Origin of the sequence: Nesterenkonia flava, from assembly GCF_031432335.1 — a bacterium.
GTDB lineage: Bacteria > Actinomycetota > Actinomycetes > Actinomycetales > Micrococcaceae > Nesterenkonia > Nesterenkonia flava.
In genome coordinates, this window is record NZ_JAVKGT010000007.1 from 18,131 (window position 1) to 34,498 (window position 16,368).

The following is a 16,368-nucleotide window of genomic DNA, read 5'->3' on the forward strand; positions in this document are numbered from 1 at the left end:
GTGCAGGACATGGAGGTTGAGTGGCTCAGCGCGATGAGTACAACGCCCGGCACCTCTCGGTGCTGGAGGGACTCGAGGCCGTCCGGAAGCGTCCGGGCATGTACATCGGTTCCACCGACTCCCGTGGTCTGATGCACTGTCTGTGGGAAATCATCGATAACTCCGTGGATGAGGCTCTGGCCGGCTACGCCTCTCGCATTGACATCACCCTGCACCCTGACGATTCGGTAGAGGTCGCCGACGACGGCCGTGGCATCCCCGTGGACATCGAGCCCAGGACTGGGCTCTCCGGCCTGGAAGTCGTGTTCACCAAGCTGCACGCCGGCGGCAAGTTCGGCGGGGGATCCTACAACGCGGTGGGCGGTCTGCACGGTGTGGGCGCCTCTGTGGTCAACGCGCTGTCCGCCCGGCTGGATGCTCAGGTGACCCGCGGGGGGAAGGTCCACCAGTTGTCCTTCCGCCGCGGAGAGCCGGGGACATTCAGCGGCAAGGGCCCCGACACTGACTTCACTGCCGCCGAGGCCGGGTCGCCCCTGCAGGTTGTGGGGAAGGCCAAGCGGGGAGTCACCGGCACCCGCATCCGCTACTGGGCCGACCGCCACATCTTCACTCCGGAGGCACGATTCGACGACACCGAGCTTGCCAACCGCGCCCGGCAGACAGCCTTCCTGGTGCCCGGTCTGCGCATCACCATCCGTGATGAGCGCGGATCTGAGCCGGCTGAAGAGGTCTTCCAGTACGACGGCGGTATCAGCGAATTCGTCGAGCATCTTTCACCGGATACCGCAGTGACTGACATCTGGCGCATCCAGGGCCACGGCAGCTTCACCGAGCGCATCCCCGTCATCGGCGAGGACGGCCGCAGCCAGATGGAAGACGTTCAGCGCGACTGTGAGGTTGACATCGCGCTGCGATGGGGGATCGGCTACGACACGACGGTCCGCAGCTTCGTCAACATCATCGCCACCCCTAAGGGAGGCACACACCTGGCAGGCTTCGAACAGGCCCTGCTGAAGACGTTCCGCAACGTCGTCGAAGCCCACGCCCGACGCCTGAAGGCGGGAAATGACAAGCTCGAGAAGGACGATGTGCTGGCCGGGCTCACTGCCGTGGTCACCGTGCGCATCGCTGAACCGCAGTTCGAGGGCCAGACCAAGGAGATTCTCGGTACCCCGGCTGCCCGGCAGATTGTCTCCAAGGTGGTTGCTAAGGAGCTCGAAGCCCGCCTGACCTCGTCCAAGCGCGCTGAGAAGCAGGAAGCCACAGCTCTGCTGGAGAAGGTTGTGGCTGAAATGAAGTCGCGGATTTCTGCGCGCATGCATAAGGAGACCCAGCGCCGGAAGAGCGCTCTGGAGAACTCCACGATGCCAGCGAAACTGGTGGAGTGCCGGGCCAAGGAGGTCGAGTCCTCCGAGCTGTTCATTGTGGAGGGCGACTCCGCGCTGGGTACCGCCAAACTCGCACGATCTTCGGATTACCAGGCGCTGTTGCCTATCCGTGGAAAGATCCTCAACGTTCAGAAGGCCTCGGTCTCGGACATGCTCTCGAATACCGAATGCGCGGCGTTGATTCAGGTCATCGGCGCCGGCACCGGGCGGAGTTTTGATCTGGAGGCAGCCCGTTACGGGAAGGTTGTGCTGATGACCGACGCTGACGTTGATGGTGCACATATCCGGACCCTGCTGCTGACTCTGTTCTTCCGGTATATGCGTCCAATGATCGAAGCTGGCCGTGTCTTCGCTGCCGTCCCGCCTTTGCATCGAGTTGAAGTCATCCACCCGGGACGTAAAGCCAATGAAGTGCGCTACACCTATTCCGAAGCCGAGCTGAATAAACTGCTGCGCTCCCTGGAAGCCGAAGGGTTGAAGTACATGGAACCCATCCAGCGCTATAAGGGTCTGGGCGAGATGGACGCTGACCAGCTCTCGGAGACCACCATGGATCCCCAGCATCGGTCATTGCGCCGGATTCGTGTGGAAGATGCTGAGGCGGCGGAGCGAGTTTTTGACCTGCTGATGGGCTCGGTGGTGGCCCCGCGCAAGGACTTCATCATCGAAGGAGCCCGGGCATTGGACCGGGACATGATCGATGCCTGAGGGCGAGGTCGGCATCGTCTCACTGCGCAATTTCTACCGTTTGTAGAAATATTTTCGCAGATAGGCGAGCCAGCCGTCGTCGGACGCGTTATCCCCGCTACACTGGACCGGTGACCGAACTGACCACGCACTCTCGTGTGCCCGCTGACCGTGATGCCCGTCCGCGTCTGGGATGGCGGCGTAAAGCGGCAGCCTATTGGTCCTTGACCAAGCCGCGTGTCATCGAACTGTTGCTGGTCACCACGTTCCCCACCATGGTCTTCGCCGAGCGCGGCTTTCCCAACTTCTGGCTGACCATCGCCACTCTGATCGGCGGCGCCATGGCTGCCGGATCCGCAGGTGCTTTCAACTGCTATATCGATCGCGATATGGACAAGTTGATGAACCGAACCAAGAAGAGGCCGCTGGTCACCGGCGAACTCACCCCGCGGGAGGCCCTAGTTTTCGCCTCCCTGCTGGGTGTGGCGGCATTGGTGGTGCTCTGGTTCGGTGCGAACCCGTTGGCAGCTGCGCTGGGCGCGGCGGCGATGTTCTTCTACGTCGTCGTCTACACCCTGATTCTCAAGCGCCGCACTGAGCAGAACATCATCTGGGGCGGCATTGCCGGATGCTTCCCGGTGGTCATCGCTTGGGCTGCGGTCCGCGAGACACTGGAATGGCCGGCCCTGGTGCTGTTCGTCATTATTTTCCTGTGGACCCCGCCCCATTACTGGCCACTGTCCATGAAATACCGCACGGACTATCAAACCGCTTCGGTGCCGATGCTTGGTGCGGTGGCAAGCGCAAAGACCGTGGGCGTACAGGTAGTGCTCTACGCCTGGGCCACCGTGATGTGTTCGCTGCTGCTGATTCCCTTGGGCTGGGCCGGGATCACGTATACCGCGGTGGCACTGGCAGCAGGTGGCTGGTTTATCTGGGAGTGCCATGTCCTGTACAACAAGGCGCAGAACGAGACGCTGACCGATAAGAAGGCCATGAAGGTCTTCCACCTGTCCATCCTGTACCTCACCCTGCTGTTCATCGGTCTGTTCCTCGATCCCTTTATCGGCTCGCCGCTGCTGTGACCCTGCAGGTTCAGGCCGAGAAGCTCGAAGTCGCTGCGGGCGAGTCGGTGCTGCTGCCTGAGACCTCCTTCACCCTGCAGGCCCCGGGGCTGATAGCGCTGACTGGACCCCACTGGGCCGGGAAACCACCCTGTTGAAGACGCTGGCCGGCAGGCAGCTGCCCAGTTCGGGCCAATGTCTGATCGGTAACCTCACCGCCTACGAGTTCGACCCAGCGTTTCGTGCCGCGGTGGCGTCCCTCATTGACACTCCGCCGATGGCGCGCGATATGACGCTGAACGAGCAGCTGATGCTGGTCCGGCTTTCCTGGGGAGATGACGACGACGAGGCCCGCTTCGGCGCTGAGCAGTGCCTGGCGCAGCTGACGATCCCGCATCTGGGGGACCGGTTCCCCTATGAACTGTCTTCCGGGCAGCTGCAGCTCTTTGCCCTCGCGCTGACACTCAGTCGCCCATTCGAGGTGCTGCTGTTGGATGAACCAGAGCGTCACCTAGATGCCGAGCGCGTCGTGGCTTTACTAGATGTGCTGGACGAACATCTGGATCGCGGTGCTTTGATCATCACGGCCACGCACCGTCAGGAGATCATTGACCGGACCACCCACGGCATCCATCTGGTGCGGGACGCACGGTCTTGAGCCGGACCGAGAACCAGGCCCATGCCCAGGTGCACTCGGCTGGGAGGGCGACTAGTAGGGAAGTCCTACATGCGGCGAAGGTGCACTACCGACGCCGACAGGGTACTCCGACCGCCGGTGACCGCTGGTTTGCTCTGTATCTCATTGGATTGGTCACCGGCTTCTTTGTGATCCCGGTGGCCTATGTCATCGGAGACTATCTGGACCCGGAGTTTGCCCGGCGCATCAGCTCTGCAGATACTCGCCCCTGGGTTGCCAGCTTGTGTACTGCCCTCGGTATGACAGCGTTGTGGGCGGGCCGGGTGCAGGGGCCTGCCTATATGCCGCCGTTCTTGGCGCAGACTCTCTTGAGTTCACCCATTGACCGCCGCCGGATCTTGTTCGCCCCAACGGCTGGCTCAGTGGCCTTGGTCGCCGCGGTGACGGCAGCCTGCGGTGCAGTCGGCTTCTTCGCCCTGACTGCCGCCGGATTATGGGGCTGGGACCGTTTCTTCCTGATGTGTGCGGCCGCACTATCGGGTGGGGCGATTCTTGCGCTGTTGGCTTTCTTGGGTCAGCGAGTCACCGTAGCGAGTATGGCGGTGCTCAGCGCCGCTGCAGTACTACTCGCAGCCGCGGGATTCGGCCAGGAGCTGTTCATCATGCTGCATCCGGCGGGGTGGTTCGCTCTGCTCTGGTCACAGGGACCGTGGTGGTGGCTTGTGCCGCTGGCGCTGAGCTTGTGCGTTGCTTTGGCCATGCTGGCTCTGCATCCCGCGGCACTGGGTGAACTGCCTGAACAGCGGGTGATAGGCCAAAGCAGTCGACTGGCTGATGCCAGGCTTTTCACCTCAACAGGCAACGTTCACGACGCCGTACAGCTGTTTCGACAGCCCCCACGACGCCATCGGCCCGGAGCTGCCGTGCACTCTGGCGTGCCCGGACTTTCCGGACTGCGGCAGGAGGTCCACGTCGCTATCCGTTCACCTGCATCTCTGATTGCTGCCGCAGTATGCATCCCCGTTGGTGCCACAGCTCTGAGCGTTGCTGCGACGGCCGTGGGCTACGGCTTCGATGAGAGCCGGCTGATTCTCACGGTACCGGCTGGACTTGCCGGTGCACTTCTGGTGTTCTTCGGCACGAGCAGCCTCACTGAAGGGTGGCGCACGTTGAAGAACGAGTTCGATGCCGCTTCCCTTTACGGCTGGAGCGCCCGTGACGCGCTGGGACGACGCCTGCTTTGGCCGCTGCTAGGGACTGGTCTGCTCAGTGGTATCGGCGTGGTCCTGGCGGGCGCATTTCACCGTGAGCTTCTCAGCGGCGCCCTCTGCGTGGCAGCCGTGAGCCTGCTAGCCCTGACCGCACGGTTCTTCCAAACCATGCGCAACCGGGATATCCCGGTGGAGTTCTTAGCACCGACAGCGATCCCAGGAGGAGTAGACCTCTCTGCCGTAAAGATCCTGGCGTGGATCGGAGATGGAATTATCATCACCGTCGCCGGGACGCTGGCTCTGATCGTGCTTCCCTGGAAGCTGCCGAGTCTCGCGTTCACAATGCTGGTGATTGTTATGGGCACGGCGCTGTGGGGATGGATACGCACGGGTCAGCGCTTCTTTGCGGCCAGTCCTCTGCGGCATTGGCAACACAGGCAGACTGCCCCGCCCGAGTCGTCGTACTAGAGGTCTACCCAGGCGGTGCCGAGTTCCTCCAGGGATGCAGTACCAGAGCTGACGGCGGCGGCCTTAGCCGCCAGTTGATTCGCCTGGTCCATCTCATCGGGAATCGCAAGAGTCAGCGCCGCATTGCCAGGGATCTTGCCATAATCAGTATTGAGCGCGGAGACACCTGTGCTGCGCAGTTCGTTCTCCCATCGTCCTGCTTCAGCAATCGGGGCGAGCAGACTGTACTGGCGTAAGCGTTGGTGCCGCCGGAAAGCCCCGGAGGCCCCCGCGCTGTCCAAGGCGGCGATTACCGAATCCGAGTAAGCACTGACCAGCCCTCCAGCCCCCAGCAGTGTGCCGCCAAACCAGCGCACCACCACCACGACGACGTCGCTGAGGTCTTCCCGCCCGGAGGGCATGCTGGCCTTCACCAGGGCTTCGAGCATGGGAGCGCCTGCTGTGCCGGAGGGCTCACCGTCATCGTTGGCACGCTGAATGCGGCGGCCAGCGCCGATGACCCAGGCACTGCAGTGGTGCCGAGCCGTTGGGTGAGTGCGCCGGAGGTCATCGACCAACTGGTGCGCGCGATCTGAGGATTCTGCCCGGCGCATGACAGTCAGGAAGCGTGACTTTTTGCGGTCGATCTCGGTGATGATCTCAGTATCACTGGCGAGCACGGTGTAGGCAGAAGCGGCGGTCGAGGGGGAATCCATCAGCTACGAGTCTAGGTGCTGCCTTGACGTTATCTGGACCGAGAAGCCACGATCATTCATGATTCAGGTCTGCATCCGAGCGACGAGAGCCGCCCTCAGTGGAGACTCAGTCGGCATCACACGCAGTGCCGTGTATGCGGCTTCCTCGTCCTCTATGGCTTCGGGCAGCTGGAGATAGCGGAAGAGCTCTTCGGCACTCCCATCGGCGAGCAGCGACTCGCGCAGCGCTGCGGCAAGGTGATGACGAATCGAGAGGATCCCCGGGGCCTCGGAGGCAGGCAATAGGCTGCCGCCGTAGAGGTCTAGAGCGGCCATGCGATCTCCAGCGGTGAGCGCGGTCAGTACTGCGGCAGCGTCGTGATCAATCGCCGAAGTCAAGCGATACGGTTTCGACGCCACATCTACGCCTGCAGCTGCAGGTGAGCTGCGCAGCTGTTTGCGCAGTCGGACCATCTCGGCACGCATCGCTATCTGATGGCGAGACTCACCGTAAACCAGTTCGGCAAGCTCCTGGGCGCCGCACCCTCTCCCAGTACTGGCCATATCCCAGGAAAGCAGGGTGAGAATTTCAGCGTGCCGCAAACTCAGGCATTCTCGTGCCACCGCGCCACCGAGCTGGGGCCGAAAGGTCCCCAAGGTGATGAGCTGGGGCAATCCGGATACCGCTGGTAAGGCCTTCAACTCCGCTTCGGCAGCTGAAATAGCCGCCTGAATCAGCGGCAGAGAATGGGTGGCCACCGCCTTCTCATCTCCGGTCAGATCCAGGCCGCGCCCGCGTGGGGGAAGACCTCCGTAGCAGAGCGATCCGTCGTGTTGAACCGGATCGCAGATCGCATCGAGGAAAATCTCGATGCCCTTGCAGTGGCCGAAACCTGGGAGAACGGCAAACCAGTTCGCGAGACCTTGGCCGCTGACCTGCCCCTGGCCGTTGACCATTTCCGCTACTTTGCCGGAGTCATTCGTGCTCAGGAGGGCGGTATCAGCGAGATCGACGCCAGTACGGTGGCCTATCACTTCCATGAGCCACTTGGCGTGGTGGGTCAGATCATCCCGTGGAACTTCCCGCTGCTGATGGCGACCTGGAAGCTGGCCCCGGCATTGGCCGCTGGGAACGCCGTCGTGCTCATACCAGCAGAGCAGACACCAGCGGCGATTCTGCTGCTGATGGAACTGATGGCAGACATCATTCCTCCCGGAGTCGTCAATGTGGTCAACGGCTTCGGAGCCGAAGCAGGGGCCCCGCTGGCGTCGAGTCCCAGGATTCGCAAGATCGCCTTTACTGGCGAGACCACCACGGGGCGACTCATCATGCAGTACGGCTCGCAGAACCTCATCCCGGTCACCCTTGAGCTTGGAGGCAAGAGCCCGAGTATCTTCTTTGAAGATGTCGCCCGGGAGAACGACGCCTACTATGACAAGGCCCTCGAAGGCTTCACCATGTTCGCCCTGAATCAGGGTGAGGTGTGCACCTGCCCATCACGTGCGCTGATCCAGTCGAGTATCTATGACCAGTTCCTCGGTGATGCAGTCGAGCGCACTAAGGCTGTGAAGCAGGGTAATCCGCTGGATACCGACACCATGGTCGGCGCACAGGCGAGCAACGACCAGCTGGAGAAGATTCTCAGCTATATCGATATCGGAAAGGCTGAAGGGGCGCAGGTGCTGACCGGCGGCGCCCGCGCGGAACTGGACGGGGATTTGGCGGAGGGTTTCTACGTAGAACCCACGATCTTCCGCGGCAGCAATTCCATGCGGGTCTTCCAGGAGGAGATTTTTGGTCCGGTGGTCTCGGTGACAGAGTTCTCCGAATACGACGACGCGATCTCCACTGCCAATGACACCCTCTATGGTCTGGGTGCCGGTGTGTGGTCCCGCGATGCGAATACTGCCTACCGCGCCGGCAGGGATATCCAGGCCAGACGAGTCTGGATCAACTGCTACCACCAGTATCCCGCCCACGCCGCGTTCGGCGGATACAAGCAGTCTGGTGTTGGACGAGAGAACCACTTGATGATGCTCTCCCATTATCAGCAGACCAAGAATCTCGTTGTCAGCTACTCAGAGGACAAGCTCGGTTTCTTCTAGAAGTGGTGGCCCGATGCCTTAGTCGGGCCACCACTGGTGGACTGAGGTCACAGGTCTGAAATCACCGATTCCAATGGAGGCAAGTCATGGGGGCGGAGCGAGTATCGATCACGGAAGAAGCCGCTGCGCTTCTGCGCAGCTTGCGCCAAGAGCACGGTAAGCCGCTGATGTTCCACCAGTCCGGAGGATGCTGCGATGGCTCGGCCCCCATGTGCTACACCCAGGGACCATTCCTGACCGGCTCTGCAGATGTTCTGCTCGGTGAGCTCACCCCGGGCACCCCTGAGCCTGTGCCGGTGTGGATCTCCAGAGCACAGTTCGAGTACTGGTCCCATACGCATATCACCGTCGACGTGACGGTAGGACGAGGTGCTGGTTTCAGCATCGAAGGGCCTAGCGGACATCGGTTCATCATCCGTTCGCGGCTTTTCGCTGACGAGGAGACTCAGTCGCTGGAACCAGTGCGCAGCGGCTGATGGTCGACCCACAACGCTCCAGGGACTGCAGTCATCGTTACCGGGGAACTTTCACCCCGGGCAGCTGCCACATGCCGAACCGGACTCCGCCGCTACGCAGCAGGAGGTGGTCATCCTCGACGCGCAATTCCACTGCGCCATAGAGCTTCTGCACATCGACAGCTGGGTTCAGCGGACTTGAACACACCAGGTCTACCGGCAGGCTTGTGGTCTGCTCATCCGGTGAGGTGGATGCGAAAACCAGCAAGGACTCCTGCTCGGATTCACGGATAAAGACAATCGTGTCCGCATCGCTGAAGAGCCACCGCATCGCACCGGTAGAGAGCACCGGGTGCTGATGGCGCAGCCCTATGAACTCCCGGTAGAGACGAAGTCGCTCGGCAACCTCTGGCTGGTGGCTCGAGGACCAAGGGATAGGTGTGCGGCTGATCTCGCCGTCTTCGCCGGTGAGTCCGAATTCGTCACCCGCGAAGAGGGTTGGCAGGCCCGGCAGCGAGTGCTGGAGTCCCACTGCCACCGCTACCCGCTCACCGGTGGCGTGGGTGGCGAATCGGGCGGTGTCGTGAGTGTCCAGCGGATGCATATTGCCCAGTCGAATCCGCCAGGGGATCACTGCGTTGAACCGCTCCACAGCCTCGCGGAAGGAGTGGGCGTCTCCACGGGGAATGCCGCCGAGAGGTTGGCCGAAGAACCATGGCTCGGATTCCTGACTGCCCTGGGCGGTGGTATAGGACTGACCTGTGGGCTCTGCCAGCCAAGCCCACAGCGGTCGGGTGAAGGAGGGATAGGTCATAGCTCCGTGCCAAGCATCCCCCGTGAGGTCGCTGGCGGCATCATTGGTGGACTCAGCCAAGAGGATGGAGTCCGGCTTGACCTCCTCCATGGTGCGACGCAGGATCTGCCTGACCTCGGCGTTGAGGTCTACATCACGAAGGCGACCGGTCATGTTGGCCACATCGATCCGCCAGCCGTCCAGGTTGAACGGCGGCTTCAGCCACTTAGCCACTACTGAATCGGGACCTTCAATGAAAGCCCTGCGCAGCTTCTGCGAGGACCAGTCAAACTTCGGCAAGCTGGCTGCTCCCAGCCAAGACTCGTAGTCGCCGTCGTCGGTGAAATAGTAGAAGCCGCGCTCATCTGAATCTGGCTCCGCAAGTGCTCGCTGGAACCACTCATGGCGATCACCGGAATGATTGGTGGTGAGGTCTCCGATCACCTTCATGCCTCGCTGATGAGCTGCATCGGTCAGCCTGATCAGCGCCTCATCGCCGCCGAGCAACGGATCCACCTGTTCAAAGCTCGACGCGTCATAACGGTGATTGGACGCACCCGGGAAGAACGGGGTCAGGTAGAGAATGTTGATACCCAGCTGCTGGAGGTGATCAAGGTGCTCGACGACGCCGTCGAGGTCACCTCCGTAGAACTGACATACCCGGGAGGGCATCACCGGGTTGACCGGATCAGCCCAATCAGCTGGCTCCGCCCAGTCCGGGATCTCGCGTGAGTCGGCACCAGCAGAACGGGCGAATCTGTCCGGAAAGATCTGATACATCACCCCGTCATAAAGCCAGAGCGGCGGTGCCGGATAGGCCAGCAGCGCGAAGTCTTCGGCATCGAGCACTTCGCCGGAGTGAATACCAGACTGATTCAGCCATTCAATAGTTGGGGCCGAACCTCCTAGCGTGTCTTCATCGTGTATCAGCAGCCACCGGTAGCCGTGGCGCGGATTGGCCACCTTGACCTGCGCCTGCCACCAACGCCAGCCGTTGTGGATACCTAGGTCGGTGGCAGTATCCCAGTGCGGCTCATGATCGGGATTGGACCTGACCATGACGTTGCGTAACTTCGGGTACTGCTGCGGCACACGTAGGCGCAGGGTAACGGTTTCACCCAGCGTTGGATGCGCAGTGGAGACGTGGAGCGGTGAACCATCGTGATGGGGCAACGGCTGAGGGGTCATTTCACACTTCCTGCCACGAGGCCGGAGACAATATAGCGCTGAAGCAGCAGGAACAGCGCTACCGGAATGATGGCCGCGAGAACAGCACCGGCTGCAAAGACCGACCAGTTCTGCGAGGTTTCCTGGGAGATGAACTGGTAGAGGCCCACCGCAAGAGTCTGTTTGTGCGGGTCGCGCAGCAGTACCGAGGCGATGACGAACTCGCTGAGGGTACCCACTAGGGACAGCAGCGCGACCACCGCGAGAATGGGGGAGACCAGTGGCAGGATGATGGTGAAGAAGATGCGGGCGTGACCGGCGCCGTCGATCCACGCTGCTTCATCGATGGACTGTGGGACGGTATTGAAGAACCCATACATCAGATAGGTGTTCACACCCAGAGCACCGCCCAGGTAGACCATGACCAGCCCTGCCTGGCTGTTGAGGCCGATGGCTGGGAAGATCTCGCCGATACCGAGCATCAGCAGGTAGATCGCGACCATCGCCAGCAGCTGGGGAAACATCTGCACCAGCACCAGAGTGATCAGTCCGACGCGGCGTCCGGTGAAACGCATCCGGGAGAAGGCGTAAGCCGCCAGCGCTCCTAGCAGCACAGATCCGGCTGAGGCGCTGAGGCCGATGACCAGGGTATTAACAAACCAGGCGGCATAGGGCTGCTGCGGTCGGTTGAACAAGTCGATGTAGCTGTCCAGGCTCACCGTGGCGAAGAGTCTGTTCGCGGTGATGAGCGTACCGGCTGGGTTCAGCGACGCTGAGAACACGTAGATCAGCGGGAACACGGAGAACAGCACCACGGCCGCCCCGACAAGATGCCTCCATCCGGTTTCCCGGAACCAGCGGCGCATTGGGCGCCGATGATGGGTGAGCGTCTCTGCCATATCAATTCAGCTCCTCAAGGGCCTTGGTCTTGCGGAACGCCATTATCGAGATAGTTCCCACAATGATGAAGATCAGAATGGAGAATGCGCTGGCGAGGCCGTAGTCCGCCCGCGCACCGACGAAAGCGACCTTGTAGACCATCGAGATCAGTATGTCGGTGGACCCCACATTGACACCTGCGCTGACATCGCGCGGACCGCCGCCGGTGAGCATGTAGATCAGATTGAAGTTGTTGAAGTTGAAGGCGAAGGAGGAGATCAGCAGCGGAGCGATAGCTGTCAGCAGCAGAGGAAGTTTGATCATCCGGAAAGCCTGGAACGGCTTGGCGCCGTCCACCTGGGCCGCCTCGGTGAGTTCATCGGGGATCGCTTGCAGGGCACCGGTACAGACCAAGAACATATATGGGAAGCCCAACCAAAGATTCACTATCAGAATGCTGAGCTTGGCAAGCCACGGATCGGTCAACCAGGGAATTGCTGCTCCGCCGAAGAGGACGTTATTGATGAATCCGAACTCCTGGTTCATCATCCCCGCCCATACCAGGGCAGAAAGAAACCCCGGGAAGGCGTAGGGGAGGATCATCACCAGTCGGTAATACTTACGGGACACCATTTTTCGGTCATTGAAGACGATCGCCAGGAACAGACCCAGGATAAAAGTCGTCGCTACGGACAGCAGAGCGAAGGCGAAGGTCCAGAGCGTGACGTAGATGAGCGGTCCACGGATGGACTCTTCTGTCACGGCCCGCACGAAGTTGTCGAAGCCTACGTTGACCCTCCACCCCGGCATCAGCTTCTCGCCGTCCTCTGCAATGAAAGCGCCTTCGCCGGTATCTCGGTACACGGTACCGGTCTCGGAGTTGGTGAGCGTATCGGCGTTCTCGTCATACACGTAGCGGGAGGTATAGAGGTAGGCGCGCTGGCCATCCTGGGTGCGGAGGTAGCCGGCGTTGAGGTCCTCCTCCAGCGGTACGGCCAAGTTGGTGATCTCCTGCTGGCGGTTCAGCAGGTCAGCGAAGCTGAGGACGTGATGTCCTTCAATCGCGGTGATAGTGCCATTGTCGACGACGGCCCCCTCCGCCGGTTCCAGGGGCTGTTCTTCAGCACCGATGAGAACTTCACCGTTGTCATTGATGATGGCGAAGTGGATCTCGCCGTCGGACTCGGTCACTGTCAAGGGATAGGTGGGGGAGTCAGGTACTCGGTCCTGTGTCTGCAGCAAAATTGCCTGGATCGCATGATCCTTAGTGCTGTTATGACCGGTTCCGTAGTTGGTGAAGGCCACATATCCGGAGTAGAGAACGACAAAGATCTGGAAGATCAGCAGAAAAACCAGACCTGGTGCCAGATACTTCGCAGGAAGCGCTCCACGCTGCAGATATATCCAGGTCAGCGCTGCAGCGCCGACCACCACCAGGGACCCGATGAGCCAGCGATCGTTCATGAACAGCACCAGGGCGGCATAGACCGCTGTAGCGCACAGGATGCTCAGCACGATGATCTTCAAGAGCATCAGCTTCCAGCCTGTGGTGCCGTCGACAATGCGGGCGGCCTGGTGTCGTCGTCGGTTTTTCCGGCTTGCTGCCGGCGGCCGGGGGTCCGAGGTGGTGGTCGGTTCAGTCATGGCTTAGTCAAGCGCTCCTTCAATGTCCTCTGCCATGCGGTCCCAGAGTTCAACCGGATCGCCTTCACCGTTGATGATGGCAGTCTGAGTTGCTCCCCAGAAATCCCACACGGCTCCCATTTCCGGAATGGAAGGCATCGGGACGGCATCTGCGCCTACGGCACCGAAGCCGGCAACGATTTCATCGTCAGCGAGGGCTGCGTCGAAGGACTCGGTCAAGGCCGGTGCGCGACCACCCACCTCATAGAGTGCGGTCTGCACCTCAGGGGAACCGATGTAGTTGATCAGGAAGTTCGTCGCCGCTACCACGTTCTCGCTCTGGGCGGAGAGGAAGAAGCCCTGGACTCCGACGAAGGGCTGTGCCGGGCTGTCCCCGGGAGCCGGGATGGGATCAACAGCAACGTCGATGCCGTTCTCCTGGGCGGCTGGAACGTTCCACGGACCGGTCAGATAGAACGGCGAGTCACCGGAGTTGAAGTTCTCCAGTGCCAGGTCGCCATCGATATTAGTGTTCAGCACTCCAGCTTCACCCTGCTCGGCCAACCACTGGGCGAACTCCTGGCCGCCTTCATTCCCGATCTGCAGGTCCTCGGGGTTGTAGGAGCCGTCCTCATTGGTGCCAAAGACTGGTGCTCCGAAGGACATCTGGAAGGGGTACAGGTGGTAGGGGTCTGCGTTCTGAGGATCAAGGCCAACCAGGAAGGGGTATGTGGCGCCGGAGGCTTCTCCCATCTCGATCATTTCATCGAAAGTCTCAGGGGCCTCAGGTGCTAGTTCGGTATTGCGCAGCAGAGCAATGTTCTCGATCGAGTAGGGCACACCGTAGGTCTGACCGTCATAGGACCAGGCATCCACAGTGACCTGCTCAAAGTCATTGGCACTATCTCCGAGTTCTACGGGCGCGACCACACCGTTGGTCACCAAGACGCCCAGCCAGTCATGGGCACCGACTGCGATGTCCGGCCCCTCACCTGTGGGGACCTGAGAAACGAACTGGTCGCGGATCTCACCGAAATCCTGCTGGACCAGATTGACTGCGATCCCGGTATCGGCCTCAAAGTCCTCCGCAGCATCTGCAAGAACATCGGCGCGGTCGGCGTCTACCCAAACTGTCAGTTCGCCAGCGGCTTCCGGGGCCGCATTGGAGGATTCACCGTTCTGCTCCGGGGCGGGGGATCCGCTGGGTTCTTCACTGCCGGAGCCGCCACAGGCGGTCAGGGCGAAAGCGCCGGCGCCGAGCAGGGCACCCAGGCGGATAGGTGCTGAGAATGTAGCCCTCATGATGTGCCTCTCTTCGTTGAGTCGTAAGGTGCGCAGTCGTGCCAGCTGACTGCAAGCGCTTCCAGTATGGACGCAGAGTGTGACGTATGCAACTCTCGTTATGCCGAGGGGTCATTTCTGCTGCTGCAGCAAAACCGCAGGCGCCCCACGTCGCCGGAAGTGCGCTGGTCAGTGGAAGCGCTTGCAGCTACAGTGGTGGCATGACGCTCGAACATGATGTGGATCACGCAACGCCCGCGGCAGTCGGTCATGAGTGGTGGCGCAGTGCCGTCATCTATCAGATCTATCCGCGCTCCTTCGCCGACTCCAACGGTGACGGCATCGGGGACCTGCCCGGCATCACCTCCCGCCTGGACTCACTGGCTGAACTGGGCATCGATGCCATGTGGCTGAGCCCCTTTATGACCTCCCCGCAAAAGGATGCTGGCTATGACGTGGCGGACTACTGCGATGTAGACCCGCTCTTTGGCACTCTGGAGGACTTCGACGACATGCTGCGAGCCGCCCATGAACGCGGCATCCGTGTCATCGTGGACCTTGTCCCCAACCATTCCTCGGACCAGCACCTTTGGTTCCAGCAGGCGCTGGCCTCAGCACCGGGCAGCCGCGAGCGTGCCCGCTACATCTTCCGTGACGGCCGGGGCGAGAACGGCGAGCTGCCTCCGAATAACTGGCAGTCCATCTTCGGAGGCCCCGCCTGGACTCGTGTCACCGACCCTGATGGCGTTCCCGGCCAGTGGTACCTCCACCTCTTCGATTCCAGCCAGCCCGACTTCGACTGGGATAACGAGGAGGTCAAAGAAGAGTTCCGCCGAATCCTGCGCTTCTGGCTGGACCGCGGCGTGGACGGTTTCCGCGTTGATGTCGCCCATGGTCTGGTCAAGGATTCGGCGCTGCCGGACTATACCCCGTCACCTGATGCGGCATCCATGGGCGGGGAGGAGACTCCGGCTCCCTACTTCGAGCAGGACGGTGTCCATGAGATCTACCGGGATTGGCATCGCATTCTGAGTGAATATGACGGCGACCGGGCGTTGTGCGGAGAGGCATGGGTCTCCTCAGTGGAGAAGATGGCGCTGTGGGTGCGCCCAGACGAGATGCACCAGACCTTCAATTTCGAATACCTCATGGCCTCCTGGGATGAGGCCGAACTGCGAGACATTATTGACCGATCCCTGGCCGCATTCAGCGGCGTGAGCGCGCCCAGCACCTGGGTACTTTCCAATCACGACGTCGTACGCCACGCCACCCGGCTTTCACTGACCGGCGAGAATCCCCAGGGCACAGGCATCGGCCCAGACTTCCCCGGGATTCCAGAGTATGAGGACGGGGTACGCCGGGCCCGGGCTGCCACCACCTTGATGCTGGCTCTGCCAGGTTCCTCCTACCTCTACCAGGGTGAGGAGCTCGGGCTCGATGAGGTCCATGATCTGCCGGGGGAGGCGCGTCAGGATCCCACCTGGTTCCGCACGCAGGGGGAACGCTACGGACGTGACGGCTGCCGGGTGCCGCTGCCCTGGGAAGATTCCGCGCCAGCGTTTGGCTTCAGCCACACCGGCGAGTCCTGGCTTCCGCAGCCAAAGCGCTGGGCGCCTCTAGCCCGGTCAGTCCAGGCTCAGCAGCCAGGGTCTACACTGAATCTCTACCGCCGGCTCCTGCAGTTGCGCCGCGAGGCCGACCTGGGCAGCGGCACGCTTGAATGGGCGCCGGAGTTCGGCAGCGGTGTTCTGGCGTTTAAGAACTCGGGTGTGCTGGTGGTGGCAAATATCAGCGGTACAGACGTCACTCTTCCTGACGGGCACGAGGTCCTAGCCACCAGTACGCCGATTGAGAATCGAACAGTGCCCCGTGACGTCACAGTATGGTTGAAAGAGATTACTCATTAGTGACAGGCGAGCGGAGGAGCGGCGCCCA

Annotated in this window: 13 protein-coding genes and 1 pseudogene; 8 read left to right on the top strand and 6 right to left on the bottom strand. The window is 61.4% G+C overall.

The annotated features are described in order from the left end of the window. Positions 1-20: 20 nt before the first annotated feature. The 5 genes from RH857_RS03800 to RH857_RS03820 all read left to right on the top strand — a co-directional run bounded on the left by RH857_RS03800 (position 21) and on the right by RH857_RS03820 (position 5,455). Positions 21-2,096 (top strand): DNA gyrase/topoisomerase IV subunit B, encoded by a 2,076-nt coding sequence (locus RH857_RS03800; protein WP_310536648.1) that lies wholly within the window; start codon positions 21-23, stop codon positions 2,094-2,096. Positions 2,097-2,215: 119 nt separating this feature from the next. Further along, positions 2,216-3,160: a heme o synthase gene (locus RH857_RS03805; protein ID WP_310536714.1), complete on the top strand. Its 945-nt coding sequence runs from the start codon at positions 2,216-2,218 to the stop codon at positions 3,158-3,160. Continuing rightward, positions 3,157-3,297, top strand: coding sequence for a hypothetical protein (locus RH857_RS03810; RefSeq protein WP_310536649.1), 141 nt, complete (start codon positions 3,157-3,159; stop codon positions 3,295-3,297). Before RH857_RS03805 ends, RH857_RS03810 begins: the two co-directional genes overlap by 4 nt. After that, a complete protein-coding gene (locus RH857_RS03815) occupies positions 3,294-3,797 on the top strand; it encodes an ABC transporter ATP-binding protein (RefSeq protein ID WP_310536650.1) in 504 nt (167 codons plus the stop codon). The genes RH857_RS03810 and RH857_RS03815 overlap by 4 nt, the downstream gene beginning before the upstream one ends. Positions 3,798-3,877: 80 nt before the next feature. Beyond that, complete coding sequence (locus RH857_RS03820; protein ID WP_310536651.1) at positions 3,878-5,455, top strand: DUF6297 family protein; 1,578 nt, start codon at positions 3,878-3,880, stop codon at positions 5,453-5,455. Here the strand turns inward: RH857_RS03820 and RH857_RS03825 are convergent. Together RH857_RS03825 and RH857_RS03830 are read right to left on the bottom strand one after the other, a co-directional pair. Further along, on the bottom strand, positions 5,452-6,150 hold the full coding sequence (locus RH857_RS03825) for an IMPACT family protein (RefSeq protein WP_310536652.1): 699 nt from the start codon (positions 6,148-6,150) through the stop codon (positions 5,452-5,454). The genes RH857_RS03820 and RH857_RS03825 overlap by 4 nt on opposite strands. Positions 6,151-6,213: 63 nt before the next feature. Next, the gene (locus RH857_RS03830) at positions 6,214-6,732 is read right to left on the bottom strand and encodes a hypothetical protein (RefSeq protein ID WP_310536653.1); all 519 of its coding nucleotides are present in this window, start codon (positions 6,730-6,732) and stop codon (positions 6,214-6,216) included. A gap of 183 nt (positions 6,733-6,915) precedes the next feature. Between RH857_RS03830 and RH857_RS03835 the strand changes: the two are divergent. Both RH857_RS03835 and RH857_RS03840 read left to right on the top strand, forming a co-directional pair. Further along, positions 6,916-8,235, top strand: a pseudogene (locus RH857_RS03835) (aldehyde dehydrogenase family protein); the annotation flags it as partial. An 86-nt stretch (positions 8,236-8,321) separates the two neighbouring features. Beyond that, positions 8,322-8,711 (top strand): DUF779 domain-containing protein, encoded by a 390-nt coding sequence (locus RH857_RS03840; RefSeq protein WP_310536654.1) that lies wholly within the window; start codon positions 8,322-8,324, stop codon positions 8,709-8,711. Between the two features lie 37 nt (positions 8,712-8,748). On the opposite strand, the gene RH857_RS03845 is transcribed toward RH857_RS03840, so the two are convergent. The 4 genes from RH857_RS03845 to RH857_RS03860 all read right to left on the bottom strand — a co-directional run bounded on the left by RH857_RS03845 (position 8,749) and on the right by RH857_RS03860 (position 14,454). Further along, a complete protein-coding gene (locus RH857_RS03845; protein WP_310536655.1) occupies positions 8,749-10,575 on the bottom strand; it encodes a glycoside hydrolase family 13 protein in 1,827 nt (608 codons plus the stop codon). A 92-nt stretch (positions 10,576-10,667) separates the two neighbouring features. Further along, positions 10,668-11,549, bottom strand: coding sequence for a sugar ABC transporter permease (locus RH857_RS03850; protein WP_310536656.1), 882 nt, complete (start codon positions 11,547-11,549; stop codon positions 10,668-10,670). A 1-nt stretch (position 11,550) separates the two neighbouring features. Next, entirely contained in the window at positions 11,551-13,173 is a 1,623-nt protein-coding gene (locus RH857_RS03855) for an ABC transporter permease subunit (RefSeq protein ID WP_310536657.1), read from the bottom strand. Between the two features lie 3 nt (positions 13,174-13,176). Beyond that, the gene (locus RH857_RS03860; RefSeq protein ID WP_310536658.1) at positions 13,177-14,454 is read right to left on the bottom strand and encodes a sugar ABC transporter substrate-binding protein; all 1,278 of its coding nucleotides are present in this window, start codon (positions 14,452-14,454) and stop codon (positions 13,177-13,179) included. A gap of 200 nt (positions 14,455-14,654) precedes the next feature. On the opposite strand from RH857_RS03860, the gene RH857_RS03865 reads away from it, so the two are divergent. Beyond that, positions 14,655-16,340 (top strand): glycoside hydrolase family 13 protein, encoded by a 1,686-nt coding sequence (locus RH857_RS03865; protein WP_310536659.1) that lies wholly within the window; start codon positions 14,655-14,657, stop codon positions 16,338-16,340. The last annotated feature ends 28 nt before the right edge of the window (positions 16,341-16,368 follow it).

Excerpts from the sequence above, each read along its gene's own strand:
- RH857_RS03825 (WP_310536652.1), bottom strand. The coding sequence starts at position 6,150 with ATGGATTCCCCCTCGACCGCCGCTTCTGCCTACACCGTGCTCGCCAGT.
- RH857_RS03840 (WP_310536654.1), top strand. The coding sequence starts at position 8,322 with ATGGGGGCGGAGCGAGTATCGATCACGGAAGAAGCCGCTGCGCTTCTG.
- RH857_RS03850 (WP_310536656.1), bottom strand. The coding sequence starts at position 11,549 with ATGGCAGAGACGCTCACCCATCATCGGCGCCCAATGCGCCGCTGGTTC.
- RH857_RS03855 (WP_310536657.1), bottom strand. The coding sequence starts at position 13,173 with ATGACTGAACCGACCACCACCTCGGACCCCCGGCCGCCGGCAGCAAGC.
- RH857_RS03860 (WP_310536658.1), bottom strand. The coding sequence starts at position 14,454 with ATGAGGGCTACATTCTCAGCACCTATCCGCCTGGGTGCCCTGCTCGGC.
- RH857_RS03865 (WP_310536659.1), top strand. The coding sequence starts at position 14,655 with ATGACGCTCGAACATGATGTGGATCACGCAACGCCCGCGGCAGTCGGT.